Origin of the sequence: Aureimonas sp. ME7 (genome assembly GCF_903970965.1) — a bacterium.
In the GTDB taxonomy this organism is placed as follows: Bacteria; Pseudomonadota; Alphaproteobacteria; order Rhizobiales; family Rhizobiaceae; genus Aureimonas.
On the sequence record NZ_CAJCKW010000006.1, the window covers coordinates 271,839 to 298,434 of the forward strand.

Genomic DNA, 26,596 nt, shown 5'->3' on the forward strand with positions numbered 1-26,596 from the left:
GTTCGCGGCATCTCGATGCAGTTCGGCGGCATCCGCGCGGTGAACAAGGTGAGCTTCGACGTCCACAGGGGCGAGATCCTCGGGCTGATCGGTCCGAACGGGTCGGGCAAGTCCACCCTCTTCAACTGCATCCTCGGCCAGCTCCGCCCGACCGAGGGTCATTGCGAGATCGAGGGGGTCTCCACCGACGGCGTGCGACCGGCCGACCTGTCGCTGATGGGCGTCGGGCGCACCTTCCAGCAGCTTTCGGTGTTTCCCAGGATGACGGTGCTCGACAACGTCATCCTGGCCGGCCAGGAACACGAAGGCACGATGCTCGGACGCCTCTTCGCGCGCTCCGACGCGGGTCTTGGCGACAAGGCGCGGCAACTCGTCGAGTTCTTCCGGCTCACCCCCTATCTCGACACGGAGGCCGGCTCGCTGTCCTACGGGCAGCAGAAGCTCGTGGACGCGGCGATGGCCTTCATGGCCGGACCCGGCATCGTGCTTCTGGACGAGCCGGCGGGCGGGGTGAACCTCACCATGCTCGCCCATCTGAAGGAACGGCTCGTCGCCTACAACCGCGAGCACGGCACGACCTTCGTGGTGATCGAGCACAACATGGAATTCGTCATGTCGATCTGCACGCGCATCATCGTCCTGGCGCAGGGCGAGATCATCGCGCAAGGGTCGCCGGACGAGATCCGTTCGAACCCGAGCGTCATCGACGCCTATCTGGGGGGCTGAGATGCTGGAGCTGAGGAACCTCGTCGGCGGCTACGGCCGCGTCACCATCCTCAACGGGACGAGCTTCGCCATCCCCAAGGGTTCGATCACCACGGTGATCGGCCCGAACGGGGCCGGCAAGTCCACGGTGTTCAAGGCCGTGTTCGGACTCCTGAACATCCATTCCGGGCAGGTCCTGCTCGAGGGCGAGGAGGTCACCGGCAGGCGCCCGGCCGAGATGATCGCGCGCGGCGTCACCTACGTGCCGCAGGGGCGCAACGTCGTGCCCCAGCTGTCCGTCTTCCACAACCTGGAGCTTGGCGGCATCACGGCCCGCGACCCGAGCAAGGTGAGGCGGCGGATCGAGGAGGTCATGGACCAGTTCCCGATGCTGCGCGAGCGTCGGGACCAGAAGGCGATCGAGCTTTCGGGCGGCCAGCAGAAGCAGCTCGAGATCGCCCGCGCGCTGCTTCTCGACCCCAGGCTGATGCTGATCGACGAGCCCTCGATCGGTCTTTCGCCCAATCTGGTGCAGGACGTCTTCCAAACCCTCGGGCGGCTGCGCGACGAGGGGGTCACCATCCTGATGGTGGAACAGAACGCCAAGGCGGCGCTGGCCATGTCGGACCACGGCCTGGTTCTGGAACTCGGTCAGACCCGCATGTTCGATCGGGCCGAGACGCTCCTGAAGGATCCGCGCGTCGGCCAGCTGTTCCTGGGCGGCCACATCGAGGACGCCGCCTGAAGCGCCGTGCGGCGCGCCGACGTGCGCTTCGGCGTGCCGCGCGGCCTCGCAGGGGTCGATCTCCCGCCTCAGCGCGCCCCCAGTTCGGAGAGCGTCGCATCGATACCCTCTTCGATCGGCGTGACGCGGTGAGCTCCCAGCCATTCCGGCACGGGATCGGAGACGAGGTCCGAGGGGATTTTGAGCGGCGGGCCCGTCACGTCGATCCCGTCCCATTCGGTCCGCCGGCGCAGCAGTTCGACGAAGTCCGTCATGTCCCGGGTGTCTCCGGCCATGGTGAGAACGTGCGCGTCGGGCCGGGACGACGTCAGCCCGGCCACCAGCATCGCGGCCACGTCGTCCACATGCACGAAGCCGACGCGGCCCGAAAAACCGATCGTGGCGGGCTCGCGCCGAACGCTGGCCGCCAGCGCGATCGAGGGGCCGGCGGAGATGCCGCGGCTGATGCCAGGGCCGTAGACGATATAGGGACGCAGGCCGAGGCTCGGCACGCCGTAATCGGCGGCAAAGACCCGCGCGATTCCCTCCACCGCCAGCTTGGTCACGCCGTAGACGGTCATGGGATGGGGAAGCGCGGCGGTTGCGGGTCCGAATACGCCGGCGGTGCTCAGAAACGAGACCGGAACGCCGCGCCGCGCGGCCGCCTGGAAGACGTTGAGGCTCGCCAGCACGTTCACCTCGATCGCCCGCGCCGGACCCCCTCGCGCAATCCACCGTCATGAGACCGGCGAGATGGACGATGCCGCAGACGCCTTCGGAGGCGCGAAGCACGGTCTGCGCGTCCCTCGCATCTCCCGTCACGAACTCGCAGCCATAAGCCGTTCGAAGCGGCGCCGCAGGCTCCGAAAGGTCGAGAACGCGCAGCTCGCGGCCGGCGGCTGCAAGGCGTCTCGCCACGCGCTGACCGATGAAGCCCGTTCCCCCGACAAGCAGGACCTTCCCCATGCACCCGATCTCCCACTTTGATTGAATGGAATGTCATTCCATAGTAAAACAGTCTTTCATAAAAATGGCGCTCGTGCGAGTTTCCTGATCCTGACAATGGATGGCCTGCCATGGAAAGCTTCGACCAGAGCGTGGATCTTCTCGTATTCGGCGCGGGCGCCGGCGGAATGACGGTCGCCCTTTCGGGTGCGATCAACGGCCTGTCGGTCCTGCTGTGCGAGAAGACGGACATGGTGGGCGGAACGACTTCCAGTTCCGGAGGAACGGCCTGGGTGCCCGGAACGGCCCTGTCGCACCGGGCCGGCGTTCCCGACACGGTTTCCGAGGCCAGCGACTTTCTGCGCCATGTGGTCGGCAACCGGGGAGGCGATGCGCTGCGCGAGGCCTTTCTGGCGTCGGGCGGGGCGGCCATCGACGATCTCGAAGCCCATTCCCACGTGCGCTTCGTCGCCGCCACGGCGCATCCCGACTATCTCGACGGGCCCGGCGCGGCGTTTGGCGGGCGCGCCCTGGCGCCGGCGGAATTCGACGGGCGCAAGCTCGGACCGGACTTCGAGCGCGTGCGCCCGCCCCGCGAGGTGTTCATGGGCCTGGGCGGCATGATGGTGGGGCGGGCAGAGCTCGGCGCGCTCCTGAAGCCCTTCGCCAGCATCGCGAACGCGCGCACGACGCTCGGTGTCGTCCTGCCCTATCTGCGCGACCGGCTGACGCGCCGGCGTGGCACACGGCTTCTGATGGGCAACGCGCTGGTCGCCCGGCTTCTCTACAGCCTGCGCCAGCGCAAGGTCCCCATCTGGTTCGAAAGCCCCCTGGCCGACTTCATCCGCGACGGCGATCGGATCGTGGGCGCCCTGGTGCGCACGCCGGACGGCCTGCGCAGGGTCCACGCCCGGCGCGGCGTGGTGATGGCCACGGGCGGGATCGGCTGGAACAAGGATCTCCGGGCCCGCCTCTTTCCGGCCGAGATCGCCGATCTCAGCCAGTCTCCCGCCGGCAACACGGGGGACGGAATCGCGATGGCGACCTCGCGTCTGGCCGCATCGCTCGACGACGGCTGCGAAAGCGCCGGCCTCTGGATGCCTTGTTCCCTGCTTCGCAAGCGGGACGGAACCACCGCGATCTGGCCGCATATCCTTCTCGACCGGGCGAAGCCGGGCCTTGTCGCGGTCGGCCGGAACGGACGGCGCTTCGTCAACGAGGCCGACAGCTACCACGACTTCTGCATGGGCATGATCGGGGCCGGATTGCGGGAGGCCTGGCTGATCGTCGACGACCGCTTCATCCGCACCTATGGACTCGGGCTCGTGCTGCCCGGTGGTCGCGGCCTGCGACGGCTCCTGCGCCAGGGCTACCTGACGCGTGCCGACACGCTGGAAAAGCTCGCCGCCCGGATCGGGGTGGATGCGAACGGGCTCGAAGAGAGCGTGGCGGCCAACAATCGCCATGCGGCGGAGGGCGTGGATCCCGAGTTCGGCCGCGGCGGTTCCGTGGTGAACCGCTTCAACGGCGATCCGAGCGTCGGCGGCAACCCCTGCATCGGGCCGCTCCGAGCGCCGCCGTTCTATGCCCTGCGCGTGGTTCCCGTCGATCTGGCGGGAAGCGGCGGCTTGCGCACCACGGAGAACGGCGAGGTGCTGGGCCTCGGCGACGCCCCCATCCCCGGCCTGTTCGCCTGTGGCAACGACGCAGCCTCCTTGTTTCGCGGAACCTATCCGGGACCGGGAACCACGATCGGTCCCGCCATCGTCATGGGATGGCGCATCGCCCGCCATCTGGCGAAACCGGTCTGACATCGCATCTCGTCATCCGGATCGCGACGGGGCCCGGCACCGGCGGCGGCCGGCCTCACTTGACGATCGCGTCCGCCTTCGGCCGGCCGCTGGTCAGGAGAACGGCCAGGATCACCACCGCGCCGCGAATTCCGATCTGAAAGAAGGGATCGATCTGAAGCAGCGTCATGCCGTTCGACAGGACGACGATGACGAGGACGCCGAGCACGGTGCGCAACGGGCCGCCGACGCCGCCCGTGAGAAGGGTGCCGCCGAGCACCACCGCCGCGATCGTATCGAGAAGAAACGGATCGCCCATTCCGGGCGCGGCCGAGAAGGTGCGGATGCCAAGCAGGATGCCCGCAAGGCCTGAAATCGCACCGGCCAGAACAAAGGTCGCGATCTTGGCACGCGTCGTGAAGATGCCGGACATGCGCGCCGTGCGCTCGTTGTCGCCGATCGCGTAGATCGTCTGTCCGAACCGCGTGAACCGGGCGAAGAGCGCGCACGCCAGGAGGACGCCGATCGCCCAGAACCCGATCTTGGGCAGGAAGCCGAAGGCGACCCCGCCAGCCAGAAACGAACCGGTCGGCGTCGTCCAGGGGATGGGCCGACCGCCCGACACCACCAGGCCGATGCTTTGGAAGATGTAGAGCGAGCCGAGCGTCACCAGAAAGCTCGGCAGTTTCAGGACGGCGTTCAGCACGCCGTTGAACAGGCCGCATGCCGCCCCCACCAGGAGCCCGGCGAGGAGCCCGACCTCGCCCACCACCGGAACCAGGGTGATGGCGCAGATCGCGGCCAGCGTCATCGTCGCGCCGACCGACAGGTCGATCGCACCAATGAGGATGACGAACGTCGTTCCCATCGCCGCGATCAGCAGGACCGAGGACTGGCGCACGATGTTCCAGAGGTTCGGCCAGGTCAGGAAGGCGTCGTGCGCCAGCGAGAAGAAGACGAACAAGGCCAGCGCGGCCAGGAGGGGCGTCAGCTTACCGAGAATGGCAACGCTCTTCATGATGGTTTTCCATGCAGGACGGTTCGGTTCAGAACATCAGGGCGACGAGGTCGTGTTCCCGCGGCTTGGCGCCGGGGGGCGCCGGGACGGGAGGCGACAGGCGCCCTTCGGACAGGAAGAAGACCCTGTTCGACAGCTCGATGAGTTCGACGAGGTCGTCGGAGATGAGAAGGATCGCGCAGCCGCGATCGGCCTGGTCGCGTAGGAGCCGGTAGATCTCCTCCTTGGCGCCCGCGTCGACGCCGCGCGTCGGGTTGTCCACCACGAGAAGACGCGGATCGCGGGTCAGCCACTTGGCCAGCACCACCTTCTGCTGGTTGCCCCCCGACAGCGCGCCGACGCGGTAGTCGGGATCGGGAGGGCGCATCTGGAGCCGTTCGATCTCCTCGCGCGCCATGCGCCGCGCGCGGCCACTGCGAACGAAGCCCGCACGCGAAAGCCGACCGAGCGACGGGAGGGCGATGTTCTGGAGAATGGAGCGTCCGAGCATCACCCCGTCGCGATGCCGGTTCAGGGGGACGTAGCCGGCCCCGAGCGCGATGCGCGCGGCGGCACCGGCCCGCGACACGTCCACCCCGCAGATCTCGACGCGCCCGCTTGCGCTTTCGACCCCGAACAGGGCGAGGCCGAGCTCCGTCTTGCCGGACTGCACGAGCCCGCCGACCCCGACGATCTCCCCCTCGCGCACCTCGAGCGAGACGTCGGCAAAGGCGGCGGACGAGAGCGCGTCCACCTTGAGCACCGGCGCTCCCAAAGCCATGCGCTGGCGGCCCACGGCGTAGAAGTCGCCGAGCCGATCCCGGCCGACCATCAGGCGATGGAGCTTTTCCTGTGTGGGGTCGGCGACGTTCGCGTCGACCACCTGCCCGTCCTTGAGCACCAGCACCCGGTCGCAAAGACGCAGCACCTCTTCCAGGCGATGCGAGACGAAGAGGATCGACGCCCGGTAGCGCGTCTTCAATCGATCCACGATGCGATAGAAGAGATCGAGTTCGGGCCCGGAAAGCGAGGCGGTCGGCTCGTCGAGCAGCACCAGCGGGTGCCGGATGCCGAGAACCTCCGACTGGGCGACCACCCGCGCGATCTCCACGAGCTGGCGCGTGCCGAAGTTGAGCTCGCCGGTCCGCATGCCGGGATCGAGCGCGATCCCGAGCCCCGACAGCACACCTTGCGCGACCGCACGCATCCGCCGGCGGTCCAGGACGCCGAACCGCGTGAATTCGCCCTCCAGCCCGAGAAGAAGGTTCTGGAAGATCGGGTAGACCGAGATCAGCGACTGTTCCTGGTGGACGCGGAAGATGCCGAGGCGAACCGCCTCCGATGCGTCTCCCAGCGACACGCGCCGGCCGTGCAGCGCGATCTCGCCCTCGTCCGGTCGCTGGGTGCCGCTCAGGATGTTCATCAGCGTCGACTTGCCCGCCCCGTTCTCCCCGACGAAGCCGAGCGTGGAGCCGAGCGGGATGTCGAAACCGACATCGGCGAGCGCGGTGACGGCACCGTAGCGCTTGGTGATGCCGCGAAGCCGGAGGTGCATGGGCGGCGAATCGCCCTCGGCGTCTTCCCCGCCCACGTCCGCCTCAGAAGCCAAGGACGGTTTTCCCGGCGCGCGTCACGCCCGCGACGGCACTCAAGGGGCCGGGGGCGGCATGGGCACGGTAGGTTTCGTTCAGCTTGGCGACGTTGCCGGCATCCAGCGAAGCCTGGACGGCCGGCGGCAGCGCCCAATTGGCGGGACGGCTGGCCGCCATGGATTCGATCGGGCTCCACAGCTGCGTCGGGTCGATCACCTCCATGCCCCAGGGCAGCTTCCAGTTCTCGCCGTTGAGATGGCGCGACATGGAGCGGAAGTCGAAGGCGATGCCGCCATCGGCTGCTGTCGCGTCGAGATAGGCCTGCGCGGCCTCGGGAGAATCCAGAAACAGCGAATCGAAGTAGCGCATGCGCTCGAGCGGATCGGTGACGACGCCCTCCAGCGCGTCGTAGAGATCCACCACCGAATAGCCCGTCATGAAGGGCGCGTTGATCGAGACGGTGCCCAGCGCGTTCTCGTCCTCTCGCACCCGGTTCAGCATCTCGCGCGTGGCGTCGATGCCCGCCGTCGGGATGGCGAGCCCCCGCTCGCGCAGAGCATCCAGGACCGCGATCGCGGTATCGTCGTTGTAGGAGATGATCGCGGCCACGTCGGGATGGGCGGTCAGGAGGTTCTCGACCACCGGCCGGGCAGCCACCCGGTTCTCGCCGCCGGGCTGTTCGGCCACGAGCTCGATCTCGGGATTGCGCGACAGGGCGAGCTTCACGCCGGCGGCGCGCGTGTCGGCGGAGAAGTTGCCCGGCAGGCCGGCGACGTAGAGCACCTTGCCCTTGTTGCCGATCCGGTCGAACAGGGCCTGCGCCATCGCCGCCGTGCCGCGCACGTTGTCGGGCTGGCTGTAGAGCTGATAGGCGCCGTTGAAGGACGGATCGTCCGGGTGGAGCCAGGCGGCCGTGGAATGGGCATTGGCGATCCGGATGCCGACCTGGGCGGCGGTCGCCGTCAGCGCCTTGATGATCTCGGCGTTCTGGGCAAACGTGACGACGGCATTGATCCCGAGCGCCGGAGCCTGTTCGATCTGGGCGATCTGCTTGGCGACCGAATCGTCGAAGGTCTGCGAGACGTAGCCGAGCCCAAGCTGCTCGCAGGCCGTCCGGCACCCTGCATCCCAGCCCTGCCAGTACTCGTTGGCCAGAGTCGGAAAACTGTTGAGGATCGTGATCTTTTCGTCCGAGCCCCGCGCCGTTCGAAGCATCAGGCCCGGCGCGGCAAGGAACGCGGCAGCGCCGACAGACGACTTCAGAACCTGACGCCGACTGACGCCATTCGAAAACTTCACCATGCTTGCCGTCCTCCCGACGAAATCGACGTTTCTTTCGTCGGCGAAAGACTATTTCCCGTTTCCTTCCGTCACATCACTCGATTTGTCCGAAATGGACAGTGCGACGCAGCATGGCCGGGACCGCGCGTCAGCCCTTCATCACCAGCACCGCGCCCACCAGCACCGCGCCCGCTCCCAGGAGCCGGGTGGGCGTGATCGGATGCTGCGCGATGCCGAGCGCGCCGTACCGGTCCAGAAGCAGGGAAGCGACGACCTGGCCGAGAATGAAGAAGGCGACCGTCGACGCCGAGGCGATGCGAGGCAGCGCGAACAGGACGCAGGACAGGATCGTCGCGCCGAGCAGGCCGCCCACCAGAAGCGGATAGGGCGCGATCGAGGCGACGCTGCGCCAGGGCGGAAACGGGACGGCGCGCACCAGCATGACGAGAAGCAGCACGCACGCGGCCACCGACATGGAGATCAGCGCCGACGGCAGCGGTCCCAGAACCCGCGCGATCGCGGCATTGAAGACACCCTGCGTCGCCTGCGCCATGCCGGCAACGATGGCGGCCGCGACCGCCAGAAAGAGCACGGCGCTCATGTCCGCCCCCCCGCGCGCCGGCGCGCCGCGGCGGCCGCCATCATTTCAGGGCGACATAGGTTTGCGGGTCGAGCTGGGAGATGCGCACGGCCGCATGCGCGCCCGTGGCCCTCTCCACGATGGCGCGCAGCCGGAGGCCGATATCCGTCACCCGCTCGCGCGTGCGCTCGGGCCCAAGCATGATCGTCATCTCGACATTGACGGCCGCCATGTCCGGCAGGGTCAGCACCGGAACCACCGCGAACTGGCAGGCGTCGGGCGTCACCGCCAGCCCGTCGCACAGCATCGCGCGCATCGGCGCGAGCGCCTCGACCAGCGCCTGCCGCGAGAAGCGATGGACGCTCTCCTCGACGAAGATCTTCAGGTTCGGCATGGCGCGTCTTCTCCGTTCATGCGGGCCCGCGCCCCGCGAAGGCGTTCGCCACCAGCCGGGCCAGCTCCGGTGCCTCCAGGGGCGCCGGGTTCCAGTAGGGGTTGGCCAGAACGATGCCGGGAATCTCGTCGACGGCGCCGGCGGGAAGCCCGAGGCGCTCCAGAGCCATCGTGGCTCCCAACCCTTGCGCAAGGTCGAACAGCGCCCGTGCGGGATCGTCGGTGCCGAGCGCGCGGCGCAGCGCCGCCATCGCATCCGGCACGAAGGGCGCGTTGAAGGCGAGCGCATGGGGCAGAACCGCTGTATGGGTCTCGGCATGCGGCAGGTCGTAGGTGCCGCCGAGCGTGTGGCAGATCTTGTGGTGGAGCGCCATGCCGACGCTGCCGAGGCACACGCCGCAGAGCCAGGCGCCGAACAGGGCCTCGCCGCGCGCCGCGCGGTCGTCCGGGCGCGCATGGATGGCCGGCAGCGCGCGCGCCATGGCCCCGATGCCGCGCTCCGCCATCATGGAGACGATCGGATTGGCGTCTCGCGCGTAGAGCGCTTCCACGCCGTGCGCGATCGCGTTGATGCCGCTCGTCACCGACATGGCGACGGGCAGCGTCAGCGTGAGGTCCACATCGTAGAGGACGACCTCGGGCAGGATGCGCGGGTCGGAGCGCGTGCGCTTGCGGCCGTTCTCGGTCTCGCCGAGGATCGGCGTCATTTCGGAGCCGGCATAGGTGGTGGGCGCCACGATCTGCGGCAGGTCGGTGCGCAGCGCGACCGCCTTGGCGAGCCCCGTGGTGGAGCCGCCGCCGACCGCCACGAGGCCGTCGATCCGCTCGGCCGTCACGGTTTCCATGGCCCGTTCGGTCACCTCGACGGGCGTGTGCATGCGCGCGCCCGCGAACACGGCCGCCGCGCGGTCGCCCAGCGTTCCCGCGATGCGCTGTGCATCCGCTTCCTGCTCGGGCGTCGCCACCACCAGCACCCGCCGGAGGCCAAGACGCTCGACCTCCTCTGGAAGCTTCGCAAGGACCCCCGCGCCGAACACGACGCGGCCGGGGTTGGCGTTGTAGACGAAGCTCTCGACCCCCCCGCTCATGCCGGCGCCCCCTCGCCCTGGCGGGCCAGAACGAAGCGCCAGTCGACCTGCGTGAAAGGATTGGGAAAGCCGAGTTCGGCAGCCCGCGCCGGGTCGTCCACGGTCTGGAAGTCGGCGATCAGGTCCTCCTTCACGCCGAACACGGCATCGGTGTGGAGGTAGGGACAGTCGGGGGTGAAGAGGTGGGTCGTGACGGTCTCGAAGCCGCTCGCCGCGACGATGAAGTGGATATGGGCCGGACGGTAGGGATGGCGGCCGAGCGCGGCCAGCAGTTGGCCGACGGGTCCGTCCGCGGGGATCGGGTAGTAGCGCGGCTTGACGGAGCGAAACCAGAACCGACCCGTCTCGTCGGAGGTGAACACGCCACGCAAGTTCATGTCGGGCTGGATGCCCTGCTGCTGCACATCGTAGAAGCCCTCGTCGTTGGCCTGCCAGACGTCCAGCGTGGCGCCCGCGATCGGCCGGCCGGCGGTGTCCACCACGCGCCCCGTCACCAGCATCCGCTCTCCCTTGCCGTCGAGGCAGATGTCGTGGCCGTTCTCGTAGCGCGGCGCGTTGGACACGTGGAAGGGGCCGAGCACGGTGGTCTCGGTGGCGCCCTTGGGCTTGCGGTTGTCGATCGCGTCCACCAGCATCGACACGCCGAGGATGTCGGACAGGAGGATCCATTCCTGGCGCCAGTCGCTGGTGATGTGGCCGGTCGCGGTCAGGAACTCGATCACGCGCATCCATTCCGCGTTGGTCGGCTCGACCTCCTTCACGAAGGCGTGGAGGTGTCGCACGGCACTATCCATCACGGTGCGCAGGCGCTCGTTCCCGGCGTCGGCATGGCGGGCAGTGACGACGGCGACGGAGGTTTCCTCCGTGAAGTAGCCGTCGCGGACGGTCTGGGCAGGTGTTTCCGACATGCGGGTCTCCTTGCGGGTCTTGGACCGCGGCCCGGCGGGGCCGCGGCTTGGCGTCGGTCCGCCCGCCTTCAGGCGGCCAAAAGCGTCACCTTGATGCAGGCCTTGGGATCGGCGCCGAGGCGGAACGCCTCGACGGCGTCGCCCAGCGCGAACTGATGGGTCTGGATGGGCGACAGGTCGAGGCCGGTGCGTTCCAGGAAGCGGATCGCGGCCGGCCACACGCCGGGCGAGCCGATGCAGCCCTTCACCTCCAGATTGCGCATCTGGATCAGGCCGAGATCGACCGGCACGGTGCGCCCGATCGAGATGCCGACCATGGACACGCGGCCCTCCTCGCGCGCGAAGCGGAACGTGTCGGCGAGCGAGGCGTCGTGACCGGACGCTTCCACCACGAGGTCGGCGCCGATCCCGCCGGTCAGCTCCATCACGCGCTCCACCGCGCCGCCGTCGGAGGGATCCACCGCCGCGTCGGCACCGAGCCTCAGGGCGACCTCGCGGCGCTTGGCGATGGGATCGATGACGACGACGCGCGCGCCCATGCCGATCGCGGCCGCCGCCGAGACGAGGCCGATCGTGCCGCCGCCCGACACCACCACGGTTTCGCTGGCGTTGGTGCCGCCGGAGCGCTGCACGGCGTAGAAACCGCAGGTGAACGGTTCGATCAGCGACGCCTTCCGGTCGTCCACCGCATCGGGCAGCTTGTGCAGCCATTCCGGGTTCACCGCGAAATATTCGCGGTCCGCCCCGTCCAGCGAGAAGCCGAAATGGTGGAGGCGCTCGGGCGTGCGCACCACGCATTCGCCGACCACCCGGTCGCCGGTCGCAAAGCCACGCACGTCGCGCCCGACCTCGACGATCTCGCCGGCCCATTCATGGCCGGGCGTGACGGGGTAGCTGATCGGGATGATGTAGCGACCGCCGAGCAGCTCGTAGTCGGAATGGCAGATGCCGACCGCGCGCGTTCGCACCATGACTTCGGTGGAAGCGATGCGCGGCATCTCCACCTCCGCGACCACGGGCTTGTCGGGCGCTTCGAAGACGAGAGCTTTCATGAGTGTCCTCCCAGACGAACGAGGTTCAGTGGACGGGCTCGACCGCGCCGCTCGAGGCCGAGCGGACGATGGCTTCGAGCAGGGCGATGTTGCGGATCATGTCCTCGCCGGTGATCGGATATTCGATCTCGCCGCGAACGGCGCGGGCGAAGGCGTGGAGGTTGTCGCGCACCGGCTCGGCGGCGCCCAGATCCTCCACCGTGATCGGCCCGCCGGCGGTGGCGCGCGTCACGATCCAGCCGCTGGGCGCCTCGACATGGGTCTTGTCGCGCACCTCGATCCAGCCTTGCGTGCCGAACACGGCGAAGCGCGACACGAAGGGCGTGGCGAGCGTCGCCGAGACATAGGCCGAGCCCCCGCCGGCAAAGCGGATATGGGCGCTCATCGTGTCGCCCTGCGGGATGCGCGAGGCGAGGTTCTCACAGGACACGCGCACGTCGCTCGCCTTGCCCATGAGCTTCACCGACAGGTCGGTGAGGTGGATGCCGGTCGCGGTCATGCCGCCGGCCGGCGCCTGGTCGGCCTTGAGGCGCCAGTTCTCGGCCGGCAGGCTCAGGAACTTGTCGTGGCTGAAGTTCGCCTCGATCTGAAGGATGCGGCCGAGTTCGCCGGCTTCCGCCTTTTGCAGGATCTCGGCGATCGGCGGCTCGAAGCGGCGCTCGTGCCCCATACCGAGCACGAGGCCGGCCTCCCGGCACAGTTGCACCGCCTTCTCCGCACCGGCTTTGGTGAGGGCGAGCGGTTTCTCGCAGAAGACGTGCTTGCCGGCTGCGACCGCCGCCTCGATCTGCGCCTCGTGAAACGCGTGAGGCGTTGCCAGGATCACGGCCTCGACGTCGGCGTCGTTCAAGGCCTCGTCAAGCCCGGACGAGAAGGCGAGCCCTTGCTCGGCGGCGAACGCGGCCGCCGCCGGATCGGGATCGACGGCGCGCACGAGGCGGACGCCCCCCTCCCCGCCCGCCATCAGCTGCGTCATCTTGCGGCCCCACCAGCCGAGGCCGACGATCGCGGTTCTGACCTGTTCCATCGCCATCCCCTCAGCGGTTGTCCATCCGCTTCAGGAAGGGATGAATCTCCACCCTCTCCCAGATGCCGGCCTTGGCGAAGGGATCGGCGGCGTTGAAGCGCTCGACCTCTTCCTTGGTTTCGGCCTCGAACAGGAAGAGCGAGCCGATCATGGTCTCGCCGTCCTCGGCCAGCAGCGGCCCGGAGATGACGATCTTCACTGGGGCGTCCGCGAGATACGCCTTGTGGGCGTCGTAATGGGCGAGACGGTCCCCGACAGCGTTGGCGCGGTCGAGAGCGTGGACGATGACATGCATGGGATGGCCTGGAAACGGAGGGATGGGGGTCAGGCGGCGGAATAACCGCCATCGACCATGAGGATCTGGGAGGTGATGCCGCTGGCCGCATCCGACAGGAGGAAGCCGACGGCGCTCGCGATCTCGGCGGGCTCGACGAGGCGCCCGATGGGCTGGTCGTCCATCCAGCGCGCCATAACCGCAGGCTGCTGGATTCCGACCTCGGCCAGCATCACCGTGTCGGTGTAGCCGGGACCGACCGCGTTGACGCGAACGCCGCGCCGCGCCCACTCGACGCCGAGCACGCGGCACATGTGGGCGACGCCGGCCTTCGACACGTCGTAGCCGACATGCAGCTCGGGCCGCACGGCCTTGACGCCCGCGATCGAGGCGGTCGCGACGACCGAGCCCCGGCCCGCCTCCAGCATGCCGCGGGCGAAGGCGCGGATCGTCCAGTAGACGCCGTCCAGATTGATGCGCATGACGCGCCGCCATTCCTCGTCGGTATGCTCGGCGCCCGGTTTCTCGTAGCTCATGCCGGCATTGGCGAAGAGGCCGTCGACCGGGCCGAAGCGCGCCACGGCCTCGCCCTGCGCCGCGTTCACGGCATCAGGGTCCGACACGTCGAACGCGATCCAGTCGGCCCGGCCGCCGGCGGCCCTGATCTCTTCGGCGACGGCGCTGACGCCCTGGTCGCGGTCGGCCGCCAGGACATGGGCGCCGAGCGCGGCTAGGTGCGCGCATGCCGCCCGGCCGATGCCGCCGGCCGCCCCGGTCACCACCACGCGCCGCCCGTCGAGCCGGAACCGATCGATCGCGCTCATGCCGCCGCCTTCACCTGGACGAGGACCTTCATGTTCCGCCCGCTCGGGTCGAGCAGCGCCTCGAAGCCCTTCTCGACCACGTCTTCCGGCTGGATGGTCGCGGTGACGATCCGCTCGACCGGAAAGCGGCCGGAAGCGATCATCTCGGCAACGCGCGGCCAAACGTCGGTCGGGTAGCACCAGGTCGCCTCGACCGTGATGTCCTTGAGCGCCCAGAGCATGGCGTCGATCGAGGCCTTCTTCGTGTGGAGCCCGACCTGCACCACGGTGCCGCGCCGGCGCACCGCATCGACGCAGAGGTTCAGCGAGGCCTCCGCCCCGACGCATTCGAGGGCGACGTCCACTCCGACGCCGTCCTCAGTCTGCGCGCGAATGGCTTCGAGGACATCCTCGTCGCCGCGCGGATCGAAGACGATCGCCTCCGGCACGAGTTCCTTGGCGAGCGCCCGGCGGTTCGGGTTCGGCTCGGAGACGAAGATCGGCGCGGCGCCGGCCGCCTTGGCGGCAAGAAGCGCCAGCGCCCCGATCGGGCCGATGCCGGACACCAGCACGCTCGACCCCTCCTCGACCCGGCCGCGATCGACGCCGTAGAGCGCGACGGCGGCCGGCTCGATCATCGCCGCCTGGACGTCGGTAATGCCGTCGGGGACCTTGACGACGTTGTAGCCGTTCAGCACCGCCTGCTCGCCGAGGCCGCCCCAGTCCCAGGACAGGCCGACGCAGGCCATCTTCTCGCTGAGGTGATAGAGGCCGCGCCGACCGTAATAGTCGTCGCGCGGCGAGATGAGGGGCTGGATCGACACGCGGTCGCCGGGCGCGACATGGGTGATCTCGCCGCCGACCTTCACGACGCGCGCCGAGAACTCGTGCCCGAGGATCTGCGGCAGCTTGGCGCCGGAGTAGACGTGCGGGTCGATCGGCGTGACGATCGGACCCGCGACGTATTCGTGGAGGTCCGTGCCGCAGATGCCGCAGACGAGCGGCTCCACCAGCACCTGATCTGGCGCTAGCTCGCCAGAGGGGGCGGGAACGTCCTCGAGGCGGACGTCGCGCTGCGCGTGGTAGCGAATGGCCTTCATGGGAAGAACTCCTATTGCGCCGTGTAGCCGCCGTCGCAGACGAGGCTGGACCCCGTCACGAAGCGCGACTCGTCGGAGGCGAGGAAAAGGACGCAGTTGGCGACGTCGACCGGCTCGCCGAGGGTGAGCGGATGCTTGGCGGACATCATCTCGAGATAATGGTCGAGGCCGCCGGGATAGGTTTCGCCGGCTCGCATGAAGAGCGGGGTCTTGGTGGAGCCGGGATGCACCGCGTTCACGCGGATGCCGTGCGGGGCGTAGCAGACGGCGTCGGTCTTGGTCATCGCCAGCACCGCGCCCTTGGTGGCGTGGTAGGGCGGCAGGTCGTCGTTTCCGATCAGACCGTAGATCGAGGAGAAGTTGACGATCGAGCCGCGTTTGGCCGCCATCATCGGCCCCACCGCATGCTTGGTGCACAGGAAGACGCCGCGCACGTTGACCGCGAAGATCTGGTCCCAGTCTTCCACCGCGACCTCGTGGGCGAGCTTATTGACGCCGGTGATGGCGGCGTTGTTGACGAGGATGTCGAGCGCGCCCCAGCTCTGGACGACCGCCGCGACGGCCGCCGCGACGTCGGTCTCCCGCGACACGTCGCAGCGGTGGAACTCGGCCTCGCCGCCCGCCGCCCGGATCGCCTCCGCGGTCTGACGTCCTGCGTCCTCCGCCACGTCGAACACGGCGACGCGGGCGCCCTCTTCCGCAAAGCGCAGGCACGTCGCCTCGCCGATGCCCGTTCCGCCGCCGGTGACGACGGCGACCTTTCCGCTCAATCGAGCCATGTCTTCCTCTCCCATGCCATGCGTGTCGTTTCTCGGCGCCTCAGGTCAGCACCATTCCCCCGTCCACCATCAGCGTCTGGCCGGTGATCGTGTCGGACGCGCCAGACGCCAGGAACGCGGTGGTTCCCACGATGTCGGCGGGCGTCGAGGGGCGGCCGATCAGGATGTTCGACGAGAACTCGTCGAGCGCCTGCGAGGGCCGCTCGGTGAGGCCGTGCTCCATGAACTCGCGGTCGAGCTGGCGCCACAGTTCGGTCGCCACCACGCCCGGTGCAAACGCGTTGACGGTGATCCCGTGCTCGGCCAGCGCGCGCGCAGCGGCCTGCGTCAGCGCAACCACAGCGAACTTCGAGGCGCAGTAGTGTGCGAACAGCGGATAGCCCTGCTTGCCCGCGATCGAGGCCGTGTTGACGATCTTGCCGCCCCCGCCCTGCCGGATCATCTGCCGGGCCGCTTCCTGCGTCCCGATCAGGACGCCGCGCCCGTTCACCGCCATGATGCGGTCGAAGTCCTCTTCGGTGACGTCGAGGAAAGGGCAGGTCTGGCTGATGCCGGCATTGTTGAAGAGAATGTCGAGCCGGCCGAACTCGGCCACCGTCCGCTCGATCGCGGCCCGCACGCTGGCGCGCTCGCTCACGTCGACGGCGACGCCGATCGCCCGGCCGCCGGCCTCGCCGATCCGCGCCGCGACGCGCTCGGCGGCCGCCGCGTCGAGGTCGGCGACCGCGACCGCTGCGCCCCGCGCGCCCAGATCGCGCGCGATGGCCTCGCCGATGCCGCGCCCTGCGCCCGTCACGATCGCGGTGCGACCCGCCAGCGACTGTTCCATGTGAGGTTCTCCCATCCCGTTCACGAGCCGCGGCGGACGTAGAAGCCCGCGGCGGCGATGATCACGACACCCTTCAGGATGATCTGCATCTGGACGGGCAGTCCGAGCATCACCACGAGGTTGGAGATGGCGACCAGGATCGCCGCCCCCGTCAGCGCGCCCGCGATCGTTCCTCGGCCGCCCGACAGCGCGATGCCGCCGACGACCGCCGCCACGATGGAGTCGAGCTCGAACCCCCGGCCGACGAAATTGTCGACGACGCCCACGAAGCCGGCGAGAACGAGACCCGCCACCGCCGCGCACACGCCGCTCGCGACATAGGCGAGGAGCGTCACGAGATCGGCGCGGATGCCCACGAGATGGGCCGTCACCGGGTTGCCGCCCGTGATGTAGACGCGCCGGCCGAAGCCCGTGCGATGGAGCGCGACGGCCGCGACGGCCGCGATCGCGATCAGGAAGAAGAGCGCATAGGGGATGCCCGCCACCGTGCCCGCGCCGACCAGACGGAAGAAGGGCGGCGCGTTGCCGGAGGGGGCCCCTTGCGTCCAGGCGAAGCGCGCGCCCTGGAGGACGATCATGGTGGCCAGCGTCGCCAGGAACGGCGAGACGCGCCGACGCGTGACCAGCCATCCGTTGGCCAGGCCCACCAGGGCGCCGATGGCGATCGCCACGGCGAAGATCGCCGGCACGTCGCTGTCCCGGCCCGTGAAGGCGGTGGCCGTCACCGCGGCGGTCGCCATCACCGAGGCCACCGACAGGTCGAGGCCACGCACCAGGATCACGAAGGTCTGGCCGATCACCACGATGCCGAGCGGGGCGAGCTGCAGCAGCATGTTGGAGACGTTGGCGCCCGACAGGAAGCCGGGCGCGGCCACCGCGCCGAGCACGATCACGGCCACGAGGAAGAGAAGGATGCCGTAGCGCGAGAGCCGGGCGCGAAGCGCCGTGCCCGCGGCCGGCGCCGCCAGCGTCTCGGCGGCGATCGGACGCGCGCCGCTCATGCCAGCCCCCGCTGCTTCTCGACATAGACCGAGACGGCGAGGATCACGACGAGCCCCTGGATGACGAGCTGCCAATGGCTGGAGATGTCGAGGAAGTTCAGCATGTTGTTGAGAAGCGAGACCAGATAGACGCCGAACAGGGTGCCGATCACGCCGCCGCGCCCGCCCGCCAGCATGGTGCCGCCGACCACGACCGGCGTGATCGAGGCCAGCGTGTAGTTGGCGCCGGTATAGGGCTGGCCGGCGCTGAAGCGGCTGACGAGGTAGATCGCGGTGAGCGCGGCGAAGAAGCCGGACGCGGCGTAGACGCCGACCAGGATGCGGCGGCGCGGCAGGCCCATCAGGTCGGCGGCGTGCGGATCGTCGCCCACCGCGTAGACGCGGCGCCCGGTGCGCGTGTTGTTGAGAACGAAGGACACGAGGAGGAAGAGCGCCAGCGCGACCGTCGCCCCGATCGACAGGCCGCCCGCGAAGGTTCCGTAGGCGAAGACGTCGAACTCCAGCGGCACGCCGCCCACGGGACCCAGGCCGTAGAGCAGCGCGACCCCTTGCAGGATCGCACCCGTTCCCAGCGTGACGATCAGCGGATGAACGCCGGTCAGAACGATCGCCACGCCGTTGGCCGCGCCGATCAGGAGGCCGAGCGCGAGCACGCCGAGAAGCACGGGCGCCACCATCTCAGCTTTCCCGTCGATCAGGCCCGAGGTCAGCATGGACAGGAGGCTGATCGTGGAGCCGACCGACAGGTCGATGCCGCCCGTCAGGATCGTCAGCGTCTGGCCGAGGCTGACGAGGGCGAGGCCCGTCGACTGCTCGTAGACGTTGAGGATGTTGCCGCCGGTGGCGAAGCGGTCCGAGGCGAAGGCGCCCACCGCGAACAGAAGCACGAGAAGCGCGATCACCACCAAGAGGCCGGCGCGGCCGCGCAAGAGGGGGATCAGGACAGCGGACATCGATGGCGTCTCCTTCAGCCGGCCAGACGGCGCGTGGCGAGTTCGATCACGGCCTCCTCGTCGATCTCGCCGGGGCCGAGCTCGCCGGTGACGACCCCCTCGCGCATCACGACGACGCGCTCCGACATGCCGACGATCTCGGGAAGCTCGGAGGAGATCATGAGGATCGCCACGCCCCGGTCGGCGAGCTCCTGCATGATGCGGTAGATCTCGGTCTTGGCGCCCACATCGACGCCGCGCGTCGGCTCGTCGAGGATCAGGAGGCGGTTCGCCGTGCGCGCCCAGCGCGCCACCACGACCTTCTGCTGGTTGCCGCCCGACATGACCGAGACGGGCGTGCCCGGCCCCCGGCAGGTGATGCGGAAGGAGGCGATGGCCTCCTCGGCCACGGCCTTTTCGCGCGCGCCGTCGAAGAGCGAGGCGCGCGAGAACTCCGGTAGCGTCGAGGCCGTAACGTTGGCGGCGACATCGAGCAGCATGGCGAGGCCCTGGCCCTTGCGGTCCTCGGTGACGAGCCCGATCCCGAGCTCGATCGCGCGGCGCGGCGTGGCGATGCGCACGGGCCTGCCGTCCACCAGGATCTCGCCGGCCCGCATCGGGATCGCGCCGAAGAGAGCCAGCGCCAGCTCCGAGCGACCCGCGCCGACCATGCCGGCGAGCCCGGTGATCTCGCCGGCGCGCAGCGCGATCGAGGCGCCGCGCACGCGTCCCGCGATCTCGACGCCCCGTGCCTCCACGACGACGGGGCCAGGCTCGCCCCCGCCCTTTCGGCGGGGAAAGAGCTCGGCGAGCTCGCGCCCGACCATGAAGCCGATCAATTGGTCGCGCGACACCTCGCCGATCGCACGCGTGGCCACGAAGCCCCCGTCCTTGAGGATCGTGACGCGGTCGCACAGGGCGAAGATCTCCTCCAGGCGATGGGAGATGTAGACGATGGCCACCCCGGCATCGCGCAGCCGGCGCAGGCGCTCGAACAGGACGTCCACCTCGCGCCCCGCGATCACCGCGGTCGGCTCGTCGAGGATCAGGAGCTTGACGTCGTGGACGAGCGCCTTGGCGATCTCCACCATCTGCTGGTCGGCGACGGACAGGTCGCGCACGAGGCGCGCGGGATCGATCGCGATGCCGAAGCGCTCGAGAAGGGCTCGGGCGTCGGCGCGCGTGCGGCGATGGTCGACGAGCCCGAGGCGGTTGCGCCGCTCGTGCCCGATGAAGATGTTCTCCGCCACGCTGAGATGGGGGAAGAGCACGAACTCCTGATAGATGACGTGGACGCCCGCGCGTTTGGCGTCGCCGGGCCCTTTCCACACGGTGGGCCGACCGTCGAACTCGATCGCGCCCTCGTCGGGCTGGTGGACGCCGGCGATGACGCGCGTCAGCGTGGACTTGCCCGCCCCGTTCTCGCCGACCAGTGCGTGAATCTCACCGGCCCGCACGTCGAAGTCGACGTCGTTGAGCGCGCGCACGCCGGGGAAGCCCTTCCGGATGCCCTTGAGCGACAGCATGGGGTTCAACTTTCACGAAACGAGCGACGATTGGCGGCCCGCCGACCGGCGACGGGCCGCCGTGAGGCGTCAGTTCGAAGGGGGCCTCAGCGCGGGTAGTCGACGCTGTAGGACGAAGGGTTGTAGCCGGGGCCCATGCCGCCGGTGACCAGCATGTCGGCCGGCCCGTCCTTGACCACCATCTCGGAGATCGGCAGGTCGCGCCGGATCGAGGCGGTCTCGTCGCCGTCCGTCGTCGCGATCTGCGAGTTGATCGTATAGGTGCAGGGCACGGTCTGGCCGGCGAGCACCTTCAGGGCCACCTCGACGCTGACCCCGCCCATGGCCGGCGGGTAGCCGATCTCCAGCATCGGCACCTTGTGCTGGAGCGCGAGCTGCAGCGGACCGTTGACGTCCGAGGTCGTGTGGGGCGGAATCTCGCCGTCCTTCCAGCCCGCCTCCACGAAGGCCTCGATCGAGCCGGGCGTCTGGAGCCCGTGGGCCGACCACACGGCGTTGATGTCGTGGCCGTATTTGGAGATCGCGGCCTGCATGACCTGCTTGCCCTTGACCGGGCTCCAGTCGGAATAGACCGTGTCGAGGATCTTGATGTCGGGATGCTGGTTGAAGACCTGCATGGCCGCGCGCGTGCGGATCTCGTTGGGGCTGGAGCCCGCCTGGCCCGCCAGCATGATGACGTTGCCCTTGCCGTTCAGCTTCTCGACGATCCACTGGGCGAAGAGGCGGCCCATCATCGTGTCGGAGGCGGTGACGAAGGACACGAAGTTGTCCGACGAGATGCGCCGGTCCACCATGACCACGGGGATGCCGCGCTTGGTGGCGCGGGTGATGGCGGGATCGAGCGCCTGCTCGGTGTTGGCGCTGACGATCAGGATGTCGACCTGGCGCGAGATCAGGTCCTGGACGTCGGCGACCTGCTTGGCGTCGTCGTGGCCGGCGTCGGTGATGATGAGCTGCTTGATCTGGTCCTTGTGCTCGGCCGCCGCCTTCATGATCGAGTGCTGCATGACGACGCGCCAGCTGTCGCCGAGCCCCGCGTTCGAGAAGCCGATGACGTAGGGGCCGTCCTTTTTGTACTCGGCCGTGTCCTTGAAGCAGATGTCCTGGGCCGGGTTGAACAGGAAGGTGCGCGGCGCGCCCTCGTAGGGGCCGGCGTGGGCCGCGCAGACGCCCGCAAAGGCGACGGCGGCACTCAACAGATAGCGTTTGATTCCAGTCTTCACGTGCTGCTCCTCCCAAAGCGATGGCTGGTCTGCGAAGGACGCAAGTAGGCGCGACCGCAGCGCGAATATCGCACTGCAATATACTGTGCGACTTCTACGTCGTTCCTCCCGCGGGCCGCCAACAGGCCCGAACGAAACGTTAGTGATTTTGTCCGCCCGAGAACAAATCCTGATTTGTCCAAAATGGACATCGTTCGCCTCCACATGAGACGGGGCTTGGTTCAGGAAGAAGCAGCCGCAGGGTGCGAAGGCGCTGGGCGGACGGGACGCCGTCGCAGGGAGAGGCGAGATGGCACAGAACGAACTTCGTATCGGCTGGGTCGGAACCGGAAAGATGGGCCGGCCCATGAGCCGTCATCTCCTGAAGGCGGGGATGGCGGTCACGATCTTCGAGCCCCTGGCCCAGAATCGCGCGAGCCTCGTCGCCGACGGAGCGGAGGTGGCCTTGTCGATGGCCGACCTCGCCGCCGCGGCCGACATCGTCGTTCTGACCATTCCCAACGACAAGGTGCTGGAGACCGTCTCGTTCGGGCCGGACGGCCTGGTCGCGGCCATGCGCCCTGGCCAGATCCTGATCGAGATGAGCACGGTGTCTCCGAGCATCTCCGCCCGCCTGCATAAAGAACTGGAGCGGCGCGGCATCGCCTATCTGCGGGCGCCCGTCTCGGGATCCACGACCACGGCCACCAGCGGCAAGCTGTCGGTGGTGGTGTCCGGTCCGCTCGCGGCCTTCGAAGTCGCCCGGCCGATCCTGGCCTGCTTCTCGACCCACCAGTTCCATGTCGGAACCGGCGAAGAGGCCCGCTATCTCAAGCTCGTGCTCAACGCCCTCGTGGGCGCCACCTCGGCGCTTGTCGGGGAGGCGCTGACGCTCGGCCGCAAGGGCGGCCTCGACACGGCCACCATGCTGGACGTGATCGCCCACAGCGCGGTCGCCTCGCCGCTGCTCGCCTACAAGCGCGACCTTCTCGTCTCGCGCAACTTCGAACCCGCCTTCACCGTGGAACAGATGATGAAGGACTTCGATCTGATCCTGGACGCGGGGCGCGCCGACCACGTTCCCATGGCGCTGGCCGCCCTGGTCCGGCAGCAATACGAGGCGGCCTTCGCCGGCGGTCTTGCCGACCAGGACTTCTTCGTGCTTGTCGAGCAGTGCGAGCGATCGGCGGGTCTTGCGATGGACAAGCGGGACGGCCGGGAAGCGGAAACCGGCGTCGCACGTTGACGGAAGGCGGAGACGGGACGGTGCCTCGCTGATCCCTCCTCCCACGCCCGCAGGGAGGCGGCGCGTTGAACGAGTACGAGATCCTACGCGTCATCGAGTTCGTGGAGCAGACGCGCACGCCCTTTCGGCAGACCATGCCCGTTTGCGACGACGAGCCGGTGTGGAACATCACGGCCTTCCTGATGAAGTCGGAGATCCGGGGCCAGATGGTCACGATCTCGATGCTCGCCCAGGTCACCGGCATTCCCTATGCCACATCCATGCGGCTGATCGGCCGGCTGGTGGACAGCGGCTTCATCCTGCGCATGCCGCGGGGCCGCGCGGGCAAGAGCCATTCGCTGCATCCGGGCGAGGACATGCGCAGGGCGTTTCTCGTCTATGCCCGGTCGATGAAGTCGCTGATCGCCCGCACCATGGGCCTTCGCGGCACGGGCGAGGACGAGGAGCAGTACTACTTCGGCGGAACGCCCCTCGCTTCGCAGCCGCAGCCTCCGCCCCGGCTGGTGGAGCATCGCGCCAAGGCCGAACTCGACATCCGCTTCCTGCTCAACGACGACAACTACTTCTCGGCGATGCGCAACATGTGGGTGGATCTGCGCTCCAATCTCGCCGCCTCGCGCGACTTCAGCCTGCGCCGCCTGCCCGATCTCTACCGCGAGATTCTTGCCAACGCCGAACGCCCCGTGTCGAAATACGACGTGGTGACCCTCAACATGCCCTGGCTGGGCGAACTGGCCAGCAAGAAGCTTCTGCGGCCGCTCAATCCGTTGGTGGATTCGGGCATGCTCGACCTCACCGACTTCCACCCGGTGATCCAGTCCACCGCCGACTGGTGCGGAACGACCTTCGGAATGCCGATCTACTGCACCATCGGCATCCTCGCGGCGCGCAAGGACCTGTTCGAGGAGCGCAACCTTGCGTTTCCGCGCACCTTCGACGAGGTGATCGACAGCGGCCGGCGCTTCCACCAGCCCGATCAGGGACGTTTCGGCGTGGTGTTCGACGGCGCGCGGGGGATGCCGATCGCATCGACCTTCCTGTTCTTTCTCGGCGCCTGCGGCACGGCCCCGGTGGCCGCGCGCTCGGGAGGGGGAGCCGTCGCGCTTTCCCGGCTCGCTCCCGACGAAGCCGTCCAGATGATCGATTCCGAGGCGGGCGCGGCCGCGCTGGAACACATGCGCCGCCTGCTGGAGATCGCGCCGCCAGACGCCTTGGACCTCGCCTGGGATCAGAACCTCGCGCTGTTCCTGTCCGGCCGGGCCTCGATGGCCTATTGCTGGACCATGCGCGCCGCCCGCATGGAATACGATGTCCAATCCACGGTGAAGCGGAAGGTGGAATATCTGCCGCAGCCGGCGGGCCCCGGTGGCGGGCGGGCATCTCCCATCGGTGGGTTTCTCCTGGCGATCCCCGCCAACCTTCCGCCCGAGCGGGTGGAGATCGCATCCGAGGCCATCGCGTGGATGACGTCCAAGAAGGCGATGCACGCCCATGTGCGCAACGGCTTCCCGGTGGCGCCCCGCTTTTCCACGAGCGCCGACCCGGAAGCCAGCGCCGGCTCGCCGATCGTCCGCTTCGTGGACGGCCTGGCGAGGCGGCAGCTCCTGACGACCTGGCAGCGCCCCAACATTCCGCACTACACACGCATGGAGGCGGTGATCAGCCGGGAAATCCATGCCGCCTTGCGCAAGGACAAGCCAGCCTCGATGGCCCTGTCCGATGCCGGCGCGGCGATCAACGAGATTTTGCGCGAACCCGCTCCCCGCTGACCGATCGCCGTTGCAACGGCACGGGGGAAGCAGCTTCATGCAGGCGCTGCTCTACGAAACTCGTCCGCACGATATGAAAACTTCTGAGCACGTTTCCCTTACAAGAGTTATGGAAGCGGCCTTGGGCATACGAGCCCACCACGGCGCTGGCCACCGCCATCGCCGGATGCGTATTCGGCGTAAGGGCCGAAGGATTTGACAAAGGGCGGGAAGCCCCTCGTCCACAACTTCACCTGCCAAAACGCTTTACCTACCTCGCTTATCCGCTCATGGATACCGGGTGCGGTTTTGCGCCTTTTTGCCTGCCTTCGCTGCCGTCGGACACGCCGCCTTTCGCGAAAATGTCCCAGAAGTGTCTCCGATCCGATCGAACTCCGGAAATCAAGCGGCCGAGTCATTGGAAACGTTGGCGCGCCGGTCAGAACAAAACGGCGAACACTTATATTATTGAATTCGTTAGATTATTTTTTATACTCGATGAGCGGCTTGTTCCCTTGCTGTCGGCCTCTACGGTGCAGGCGTGCTGACCCGGACTCAAAGTTAAGCGAGTTTTCTTCGTCCAATGACCGTTGTTATGTACGCCTCTATGGCGTACATAACGTCCGATCGTAGATGGTAGGAGTTCCGATGCGAGTGTTCCACGACGAGACGCAAGACGTCGCTGAGCGCAGCACCGAGCGTATGAATTTTCGTACCAAGCCGCGCATCAAGGAGGCGATCCAGCGTGCAGCCGCCCTGTCGGGTGTGGACGACTCGGTCTTCACGATGAGCGCGGCGTATCGCTTCGCTCTGGAGACGATCGCTGCTCACGAGCGCACTGTCCTGCAGGCGGTGGATCATTCGGCGTTCTTTGCCGCGATCGACAATCCGCCGGAGCCGTCCGAGAAGCTGCGAGCCGCCTTCGCGCGCCATCGCGAGGCCGTTCAGTCCAAGTGAGTGTTCTGATCATTGAGCCGCTCGATCGAGAGAAGCACGATCGGGCGGCTTTCTCCTGCGGTGTCGCCCAGGTCGACAACTTCTTCCGCAATACCGCGAACAAGCTCGCCAAGGCGGACAACCTACGCACTTGGGTGATGACCGATCCCGATGGGAGCATCATCGGCTTCTACGCGATGAACGCCCATGCCGTCGACTACACCGATTTGCCGAAGAGGTTCGCCCGCACCCGTCCCGGCCATGGCAGCATCCCGGCTGCCTACGTCTCGATGATCGGTGTGCGCAAGGATCTGCAGGGTAAGGGCTACGGCGGCGACCTGTTGGCGGATTGTCTGAAGCGTATCGCACGCGTGGCTGACCAGATCGGGATCGCGGTCGTCACGCTTGATGTACTGGACTGTGGTGACCCTGCGTTGGTAGTCCGCCGCCAGCGTGCCTATGCCACCTACGGCTTCGAGCCTCTGCCATCGCAGCCCTTATGCATGTTTCTGCCGCTCGCCACGGTCCGCAGGCTGCTGGATCAGGCGGGTTAAACGCCGCCGACCTGTAAACGTGCGGATCGTTAGTACGGTGCGGTTGTGCTCTGTGGCAGAGCAGACGGATGCCTCTGCAACGTATGGGCGTCAGTCCTGTGAGGACAGTAGTCCATCGATCATCAGGATCGTTGCTCCCAACTGCGTCCGCAGACCGATCAGTTGATCGGTGATGACAAGGTCATGCCGGGTCAGCGAAAGGAAGAGTCTGAACACGCGGTCGGAATGACGTGCCAGCGCGATAAGATGGGTGCCGTTGGGTTCATGCGTGCCGGCGAACCAGTTCTTGACGGTCCGGTCGCTGGCTTTCGTCCATATCATCACGGTCTTGATGGCATGCGGCTCAGTCGCGAAGTGCTCGCGCAAAGCTTCTGCCACCAATCGTGCCAACAGAGGCGCTCCGCCATTACCGGAGCTGCTCGGCGGACACATACTTCCCGTTTCCGGAAATTTTTTCCCTTTGACCTGCCACCCGTTTCCTGGACTGTTTGGAGCTGGAAAATTCCAGTTATGGAGGAGGGCCGGAAACAGGAGTGAGGAACGAAGAGGTCGCAGTTCTCCGAGGCGCAGATCGCGTTCGTGCT

At 68.0% G+C, this 26,596-nt stretch carries 27 protein-coding genes; 7 read left to right on the plus strand and 20 right to left on the minus strand.

Translation table 11 applies throughout. The features are described from left to right. Positions 1-15 precede the first annotated feature (15 nt). Together H7A85_RS12900 and H7A85_RS12905 are read left to right on the plus strand one after the other, a co-directional pair. On the plus strand, positions 16-726 hold the full coding sequence (locus H7A85_RS12900; RefSeq protein WP_182086383.1) for an ABC transporter ATP-binding protein: 711 nt from the start codon (positions 16-18) through the stop codon (positions 724-726). A gap of 1 nt (position 727) precedes the next feature. Next, a complete protein-coding gene (locus tag H7A85_RS12905; protein ID WP_182086336.1) occupies positions 728-1,450 on the plus strand; it encodes an ABC transporter ATP-binding protein in 723 nt (240 codons plus the stop codon). Positions 1,451-1,518: 68 nt separating this feature from the next. On the opposite strand, the gene H7A85_RS12910 is transcribed toward H7A85_RS12905, so the two are convergent. Next, a complete protein-coding gene (locus H7A85_RS12910) occupies positions 1,519-2,160 on the minus strand; it encodes an NAD(P)-dependent oxidoreductase (RefSeq protein ID WP_280514924.1) in 642 nt (213 codons plus the stop codon). Positions 2,161-2,505: 345 nt separating this feature from the next. On the opposite strand from H7A85_RS12910, the gene H7A85_RS12920 reads away from it, so the two are divergent. Further along, positions 2,506-4,185 (plus strand): FAD-binding protein, encoded by a 1,680-nt coding sequence (locus H7A85_RS12920; RefSeq protein ID WP_182086338.1) that lies wholly within the window; start codon positions 2,506-2,508, stop codon positions 4,183-4,185. A 55-nt stretch (positions 4,186-4,240) separates the two neighbouring features. On the opposite strand, the gene H7A85_RS12925 is transcribed toward H7A85_RS12920, so the two are convergent. The 18 genes from H7A85_RS12925 to H7A85_RS13010 all read right to left on the minus strand — a co-directional run bounded on the left by H7A85_RS12925 (position 4,241) and on the right by H7A85_RS13010 (position 21,549). Further along, entirely contained in the window at positions 4,241-5,182 is a 942-nt protein-coding gene (locus tag H7A85_RS12925; RefSeq protein WP_182086339.1) for an ABC transporter permease, read from the minus strand. Positions 5,183-5,210: 28 nt separating this feature from the next. After that, positions 5,211-6,770 carry a sugar ABC transporter ATP-binding protein gene (locus tag H7A85_RS12930; protein WP_182086340.1) on the minus strand — a complete coding sequence of 520 codons (1,560 nt, stop codon included), beginning with the start codon at positions 6,768-6,770 and terminating at the stop codon, positions 5,211-5,213. Next, positions 6,760-8,055, minus strand: a complete 1,296-nt coding sequence (locus H7A85_RS12935) for a sugar ABC transporter substrate-binding protein (protein ID WP_182086341.1) — start codon at positions 8,053-8,055, stop codon at positions 6,760-6,762. The genes H7A85_RS12930 and H7A85_RS12935 overlap by 11 nt, the downstream gene beginning before the upstream one ends. A gap of 127 nt (positions 8,056-8,182) precedes the next feature. Then, the gene (locus tag H7A85_RS12940) at positions 8,183-8,635 is read right to left on the minus strand and encodes a DMT family transporter (RefSeq protein WP_182086342.1); all 453 of its coding nucleotides are present in this window, start codon (positions 8,633-8,635) and stop codon (positions 8,183-8,185) included. 40 nt (positions 8,636-8,675) lie between these two features. Continuing rightward, positions 8,676-9,008 (minus strand): hypothetical protein, encoded by a 333-nt coding sequence (locus H7A85_RS12945; protein WP_182086343.1) that lies wholly within the window; start codon positions 9,006-9,008, stop codon positions 8,676-8,678. Positions 9,009-9,024: 16 nt separating this feature from the next. Continuing rightward, positions 9,025-10,095 carry a maleylacetate reductase gene (locus H7A85_RS12950; RefSeq protein ID WP_182086344.1) on the minus strand — a complete coding sequence of 357 codons (1,071 nt, stop codon included), beginning with the start codon at positions 10,093-10,095 and terminating at the stop codon, positions 9,025-9,027. Further along, on the minus strand, positions 10,092-11,003 hold the full coding sequence (locus H7A85_RS12955; protein WP_182086345.1) for an intradiol ring-cleavage dioxygenase: 912 nt from the start codon (positions 11,001-11,003) through the stop codon (positions 10,092-10,094). The genes H7A85_RS12950 and H7A85_RS12955 overlap by 4 nt, the downstream gene beginning before the upstream one ends. A gap of 68 nt (positions 11,004-11,071) precedes the next feature. After that, on the minus strand, positions 11,072-12,055 hold the full coding sequence (locus H7A85_RS12960) for a zinc-binding dehydrogenase (protein ID WP_182086346.1): 984 nt from the start codon (positions 12,053-12,055) through the stop codon (positions 11,072-11,074). Positions 12,056-12,080: 25 nt separating this feature from the next. Further along, complete coding sequence (locus tag H7A85_RS12965) at positions 12,081-13,082, minus strand: Gfo/Idh/MocA family oxidoreductase (protein WP_244631175.1); 1,002 nt, start codon at positions 13,080-13,082, stop codon at positions 12,081-12,083. Between the two features lie 10 nt (positions 13,083-13,092). Next, complete coding sequence (locus H7A85_RS12970; protein WP_182086348.1) at positions 13,093-13,377, minus strand: YciI family protein; 285 nt, start codon at positions 13,375-13,377, stop codon at positions 13,093-13,095. Positions 13,378-13,406: 29 nt separating this feature from the next. Then, entirely contained in the window at positions 13,407-14,180 is a 774-nt protein-coding gene (locus H7A85_RS12975) for an SDR family NAD(P)-dependent oxidoreductase (protein WP_182086349.1), read from the minus strand. Beyond that, the gene (locus tag H7A85_RS12980) at positions 14,177-15,259 is read right to left on the minus strand and encodes a 2,3-butanediol dehydrogenase (RefSeq protein WP_182086350.1); all 1,083 of its coding nucleotides are present in this window, start codon (positions 15,257-15,259) and stop codon (positions 14,177-14,179) included. Before H7A85_RS12980 ends, H7A85_RS12975 begins: the two co-directional genes overlap by 4 nt. A gap of 11 nt (positions 15,260-15,270) precedes the next feature. Continuing rightward, positions 15,271-16,038, minus strand: a complete 768-nt coding sequence (locus tag H7A85_RS12985; protein ID WP_182086351.1) for a glucose 1-dehydrogenase — start codon at positions 16,036-16,038, stop codon at positions 15,271-15,273. 40 nt (positions 16,039-16,078) lie between these two features. Beyond that, positions 16,079-16,867 carry a glucose 1-dehydrogenase gene (locus H7A85_RS12990; protein ID WP_182086352.1) on the minus strand — a complete coding sequence of 263 codons (789 nt, stop codon included), beginning with the start codon at positions 16,865-16,867 and terminating at the stop codon, positions 16,079-16,081. A gap of 20 nt (positions 16,868-16,887) precedes the next feature. Beyond that, a complete protein-coding gene (locus H7A85_RS12995; RefSeq protein WP_182086353.1) occupies positions 16,888-17,868 on the minus strand; it encodes an ABC transporter permease in 981 nt (326 codons plus the stop codon). Next, on the minus strand, positions 17,865-18,821 hold the full coding sequence (locus H7A85_RS13000; protein ID WP_182086354.1) for an ABC transporter permease: 957 nt from the start codon (positions 18,819-18,821) through the stop codon (positions 17,865-17,867). Before H7A85_RS13000 ends, H7A85_RS12995 begins: the two co-directional genes overlap by 4 nt. Before the next feature lie 14 nt (positions 18,822-18,835). After that, positions 18,836-20,326 carry a sugar ABC transporter ATP-binding protein gene (locus H7A85_RS13005; RefSeq protein ID WP_182086355.1) on the minus strand — a complete coding sequence of 497 codons (1,491 nt, stop codon included), beginning with the start codon at positions 20,324-20,326 and terminating at the stop codon, positions 18,836-18,838. An 86-nt stretch (positions 20,327-20,412) separates the two neighbouring features. Then, positions 20,413-21,549 (minus strand): ABC transporter substrate-binding protein, encoded by a 1,137-nt coding sequence (locus H7A85_RS13010; RefSeq protein ID WP_244631176.1) that lies wholly within the window; start codon positions 21,547-21,549, stop codon positions 20,413-20,415. Between the two features lie 289 nt (positions 21,550-21,838). Between H7A85_RS13010 and H7A85_RS13015 the strand changes: the two genes are divergently transcribed. From H7A85_RS13015 to H7A85_RS13030, 4 genes are all read left to right on the plus strand, one after another. After that, positions 21,839-22,774 carry an NAD(P)-dependent oxidoreductase gene (locus tag H7A85_RS13015; RefSeq protein ID WP_244631177.1) on the plus strand — a complete coding sequence of 312 codons (936 nt, stop codon included), beginning with the start codon at positions 21,839-21,841 and terminating at the stop codon, positions 22,772-22,774. 65 nt (positions 22,775-22,839) lie between these two features. Beyond that, entirely contained in the window at positions 22,840-24,543 is a 1,704-nt protein-coding gene (locus H7A85_RS13020) for an extracellular solute-binding protein (RefSeq protein ID WP_182086358.1), read from the plus strand. Positions 24,544-25,170: 627 nt separating this feature from the next. Continuing rightward, entirely contained in the window at positions 25,171-25,479 is a 309-nt protein-coding gene (locus H7A85_RS13025) for a DUF1778 domain-containing protein (RefSeq protein WP_182086359.1), read from the plus strand. Next, positions 25,476-26,012: a GNAT family N-acetyltransferase gene (locus H7A85_RS13030; RefSeq protein WP_182086360.1), complete on the plus strand. Its 537-nt coding sequence runs from the start codon at positions 25,476-25,478 to the stop codon at positions 26,010-26,012. The genes H7A85_RS13025 and H7A85_RS13030 overlap by 4 nt, the downstream gene beginning before the upstream one ends. 90 nt (positions 26,013-26,102) lie before the next feature. Here H7A85_RS13030 and H7A85_RS20740 read toward each other — a convergent pair. Beyond that, positions 26,103-26,596, minus strand: a 494-nt coding sequence (locus H7A85_RS20740) for a hypothetical protein (RefSeq protein ID WP_210270253.1), incomplete at its 5' end; no start/stop codon positions are given.

What these genes read in the sequence shown, in the direction of transcription:
- H7A85_RS12965 (WP_244631175.1), bottom strand. Translation starts at nt 13,082, where the DNA reads ATGGAACAGGTCAGAACCGCGATCGTCGGCCTCGGCTGGTGGGGCCGC.
- H7A85_RS12945 (WP_182086343.1), bottom strand. Translation starts at nt 9,008, where the DNA reads ATGCCGAACCTGAAGATCTTCGTCGAGGAGAGCGTCCATCGCTTCTCG.
- H7A85_RS12960 (WP_182086346.1), bottom strand. Translation starts at nt 12,055, where the DNA reads ATGAAAGCTCTCGTCTTCGAAGCGCCCGACAAGCCCGTGGTCGCGGAG.
- H7A85_RS12935 (WP_182086341.1), bottom strand. Translation starts at nt 8,055, where the DNA reads ATGGTGAAGTTTTCGAATGGCGTCAGTCGGCGTCAGGTTCTGAAGTCG.
- H7A85_RS13015 (WP_244631177.1), top strand. Translation starts at nt 21,839, where the DNA reads ATGGCACAGAACGAACTTCGTATCGGCTGGGTCGGAACCGGAAAGATG.
- H7A85_RS12970 (WP_182086348.1), bottom strand. Translation starts at nt 13,377, where the DNA reads ATGCATGTCATCGTCCACGCTCTCGACCGCGCCAACGCTGTCGGGGAC.
- H7A85_RS12995 (WP_182086353.1), bottom strand. Translation starts at nt 17,868, where the DNA reads ATGAGCGGCGCGCGTCCGATCGCCGCCGAGACGCTGGCGGCGCCGGCC.
- H7A85_RS12950 (WP_182086344.1), bottom strand. Translation starts at nt 10,095, where the DNA reads ATGAGCGGGGGGGTCGAGAGCTTCGTCTACAACGCCAACCCCGGCCGC.
- H7A85_RS12905 (WP_182086336.1), top strand. Translation starts at nt 728, where the DNA reads ATGCTGGAGCTGAGGAACCTCGTCGGCGGCTACGGCCGCGTCACCATC.
- H7A85_RS12920 (WP_182086338.1), top strand. Translation starts at nt 2,506, where the DNA reads ATGGAAAGCTTCGACCAGAGCGTGGATCTTCTCGTATTCGGCGCGGGC.
- H7A85_RS13005 (WP_182086355.1), bottom strand. Translation starts at nt 20,326, where the DNA reads ATGCTGTCGCTCAAGGGCATCCGGAAGGGCTTCCCCGGCGTGCGCGCG.
- H7A85_RS12985 (WP_182086351.1), bottom strand. Translation starts at nt 16,038, where the DNA reads ATGGCTCGATTGAGCGGAAAGGTCGCCGTCGTCACCGGCGGCGGAACG.
- H7A85_RS12940 (WP_182086342.1), bottom strand. Translation starts at nt 8,635, where the DNA reads ATGAGCGCCGTGCTCTTTCTGGCGGTCGCGGCCGCCATCGTTGCCGGC.
- H7A85_RS12980 (WP_182086350.1), bottom strand. Translation starts at nt 15,259, where the DNA reads ATGAAGGCCATTCGCTACCACGCGCAGCGCGACGTCCGCCTCGAGGAC.
- H7A85_RS13025 (WP_182086359.1), top strand. Translation starts at nt 25,171, where the DNA reads ATGCGAGTGTTCCACGACGAGACGCAAGACGTCGCTGAGCGCAGCACC.
- H7A85_RS12955 (WP_182086345.1), bottom strand. Translation starts at nt 11,003, where the DNA reads ATGTCGGAAACACCTGCCCAGACCGTCCGCGACGGCTACTTCACGGAG.
- H7A85_RS12900 (WP_182086383.1), top strand. Translation starts at nt 16, where the DNA reads ATGCAGTTCGGCGGCATCCGCGCGGTGAACAAGGTGAGCTTCGACGTC.
- H7A85_RS12975 (WP_182086349.1), bottom strand. Translation starts at nt 14,180, where the DNA reads ATGAGCGCGATCGATCGGTTCCGGCTCGACGGGCGGCGCGTGGTGGTG.
- H7A85_RS12925 (WP_182086339.1), bottom strand. Translation starts at nt 5,182, where the DNA reads ATGAAGAGCGTTGCCATTCTCGGTAAGCTGACGCCCCTCCTGGCCGCG.
- H7A85_RS13000 (WP_182086354.1), bottom strand. Translation starts at nt 18,821, where the DNA reads ATGTCCGCTGTCCTGATCCCCCTCTTGCGCGGCCGCGCCGGCCTCTTG.
- H7A85_RS12990 (WP_182086352.1), bottom strand. Translation starts at nt 16,867, where the DNA reads ATGGAACAGTCGCTGGCGGGTCGCACCGCGATCGTGACGGGCGCAGGG.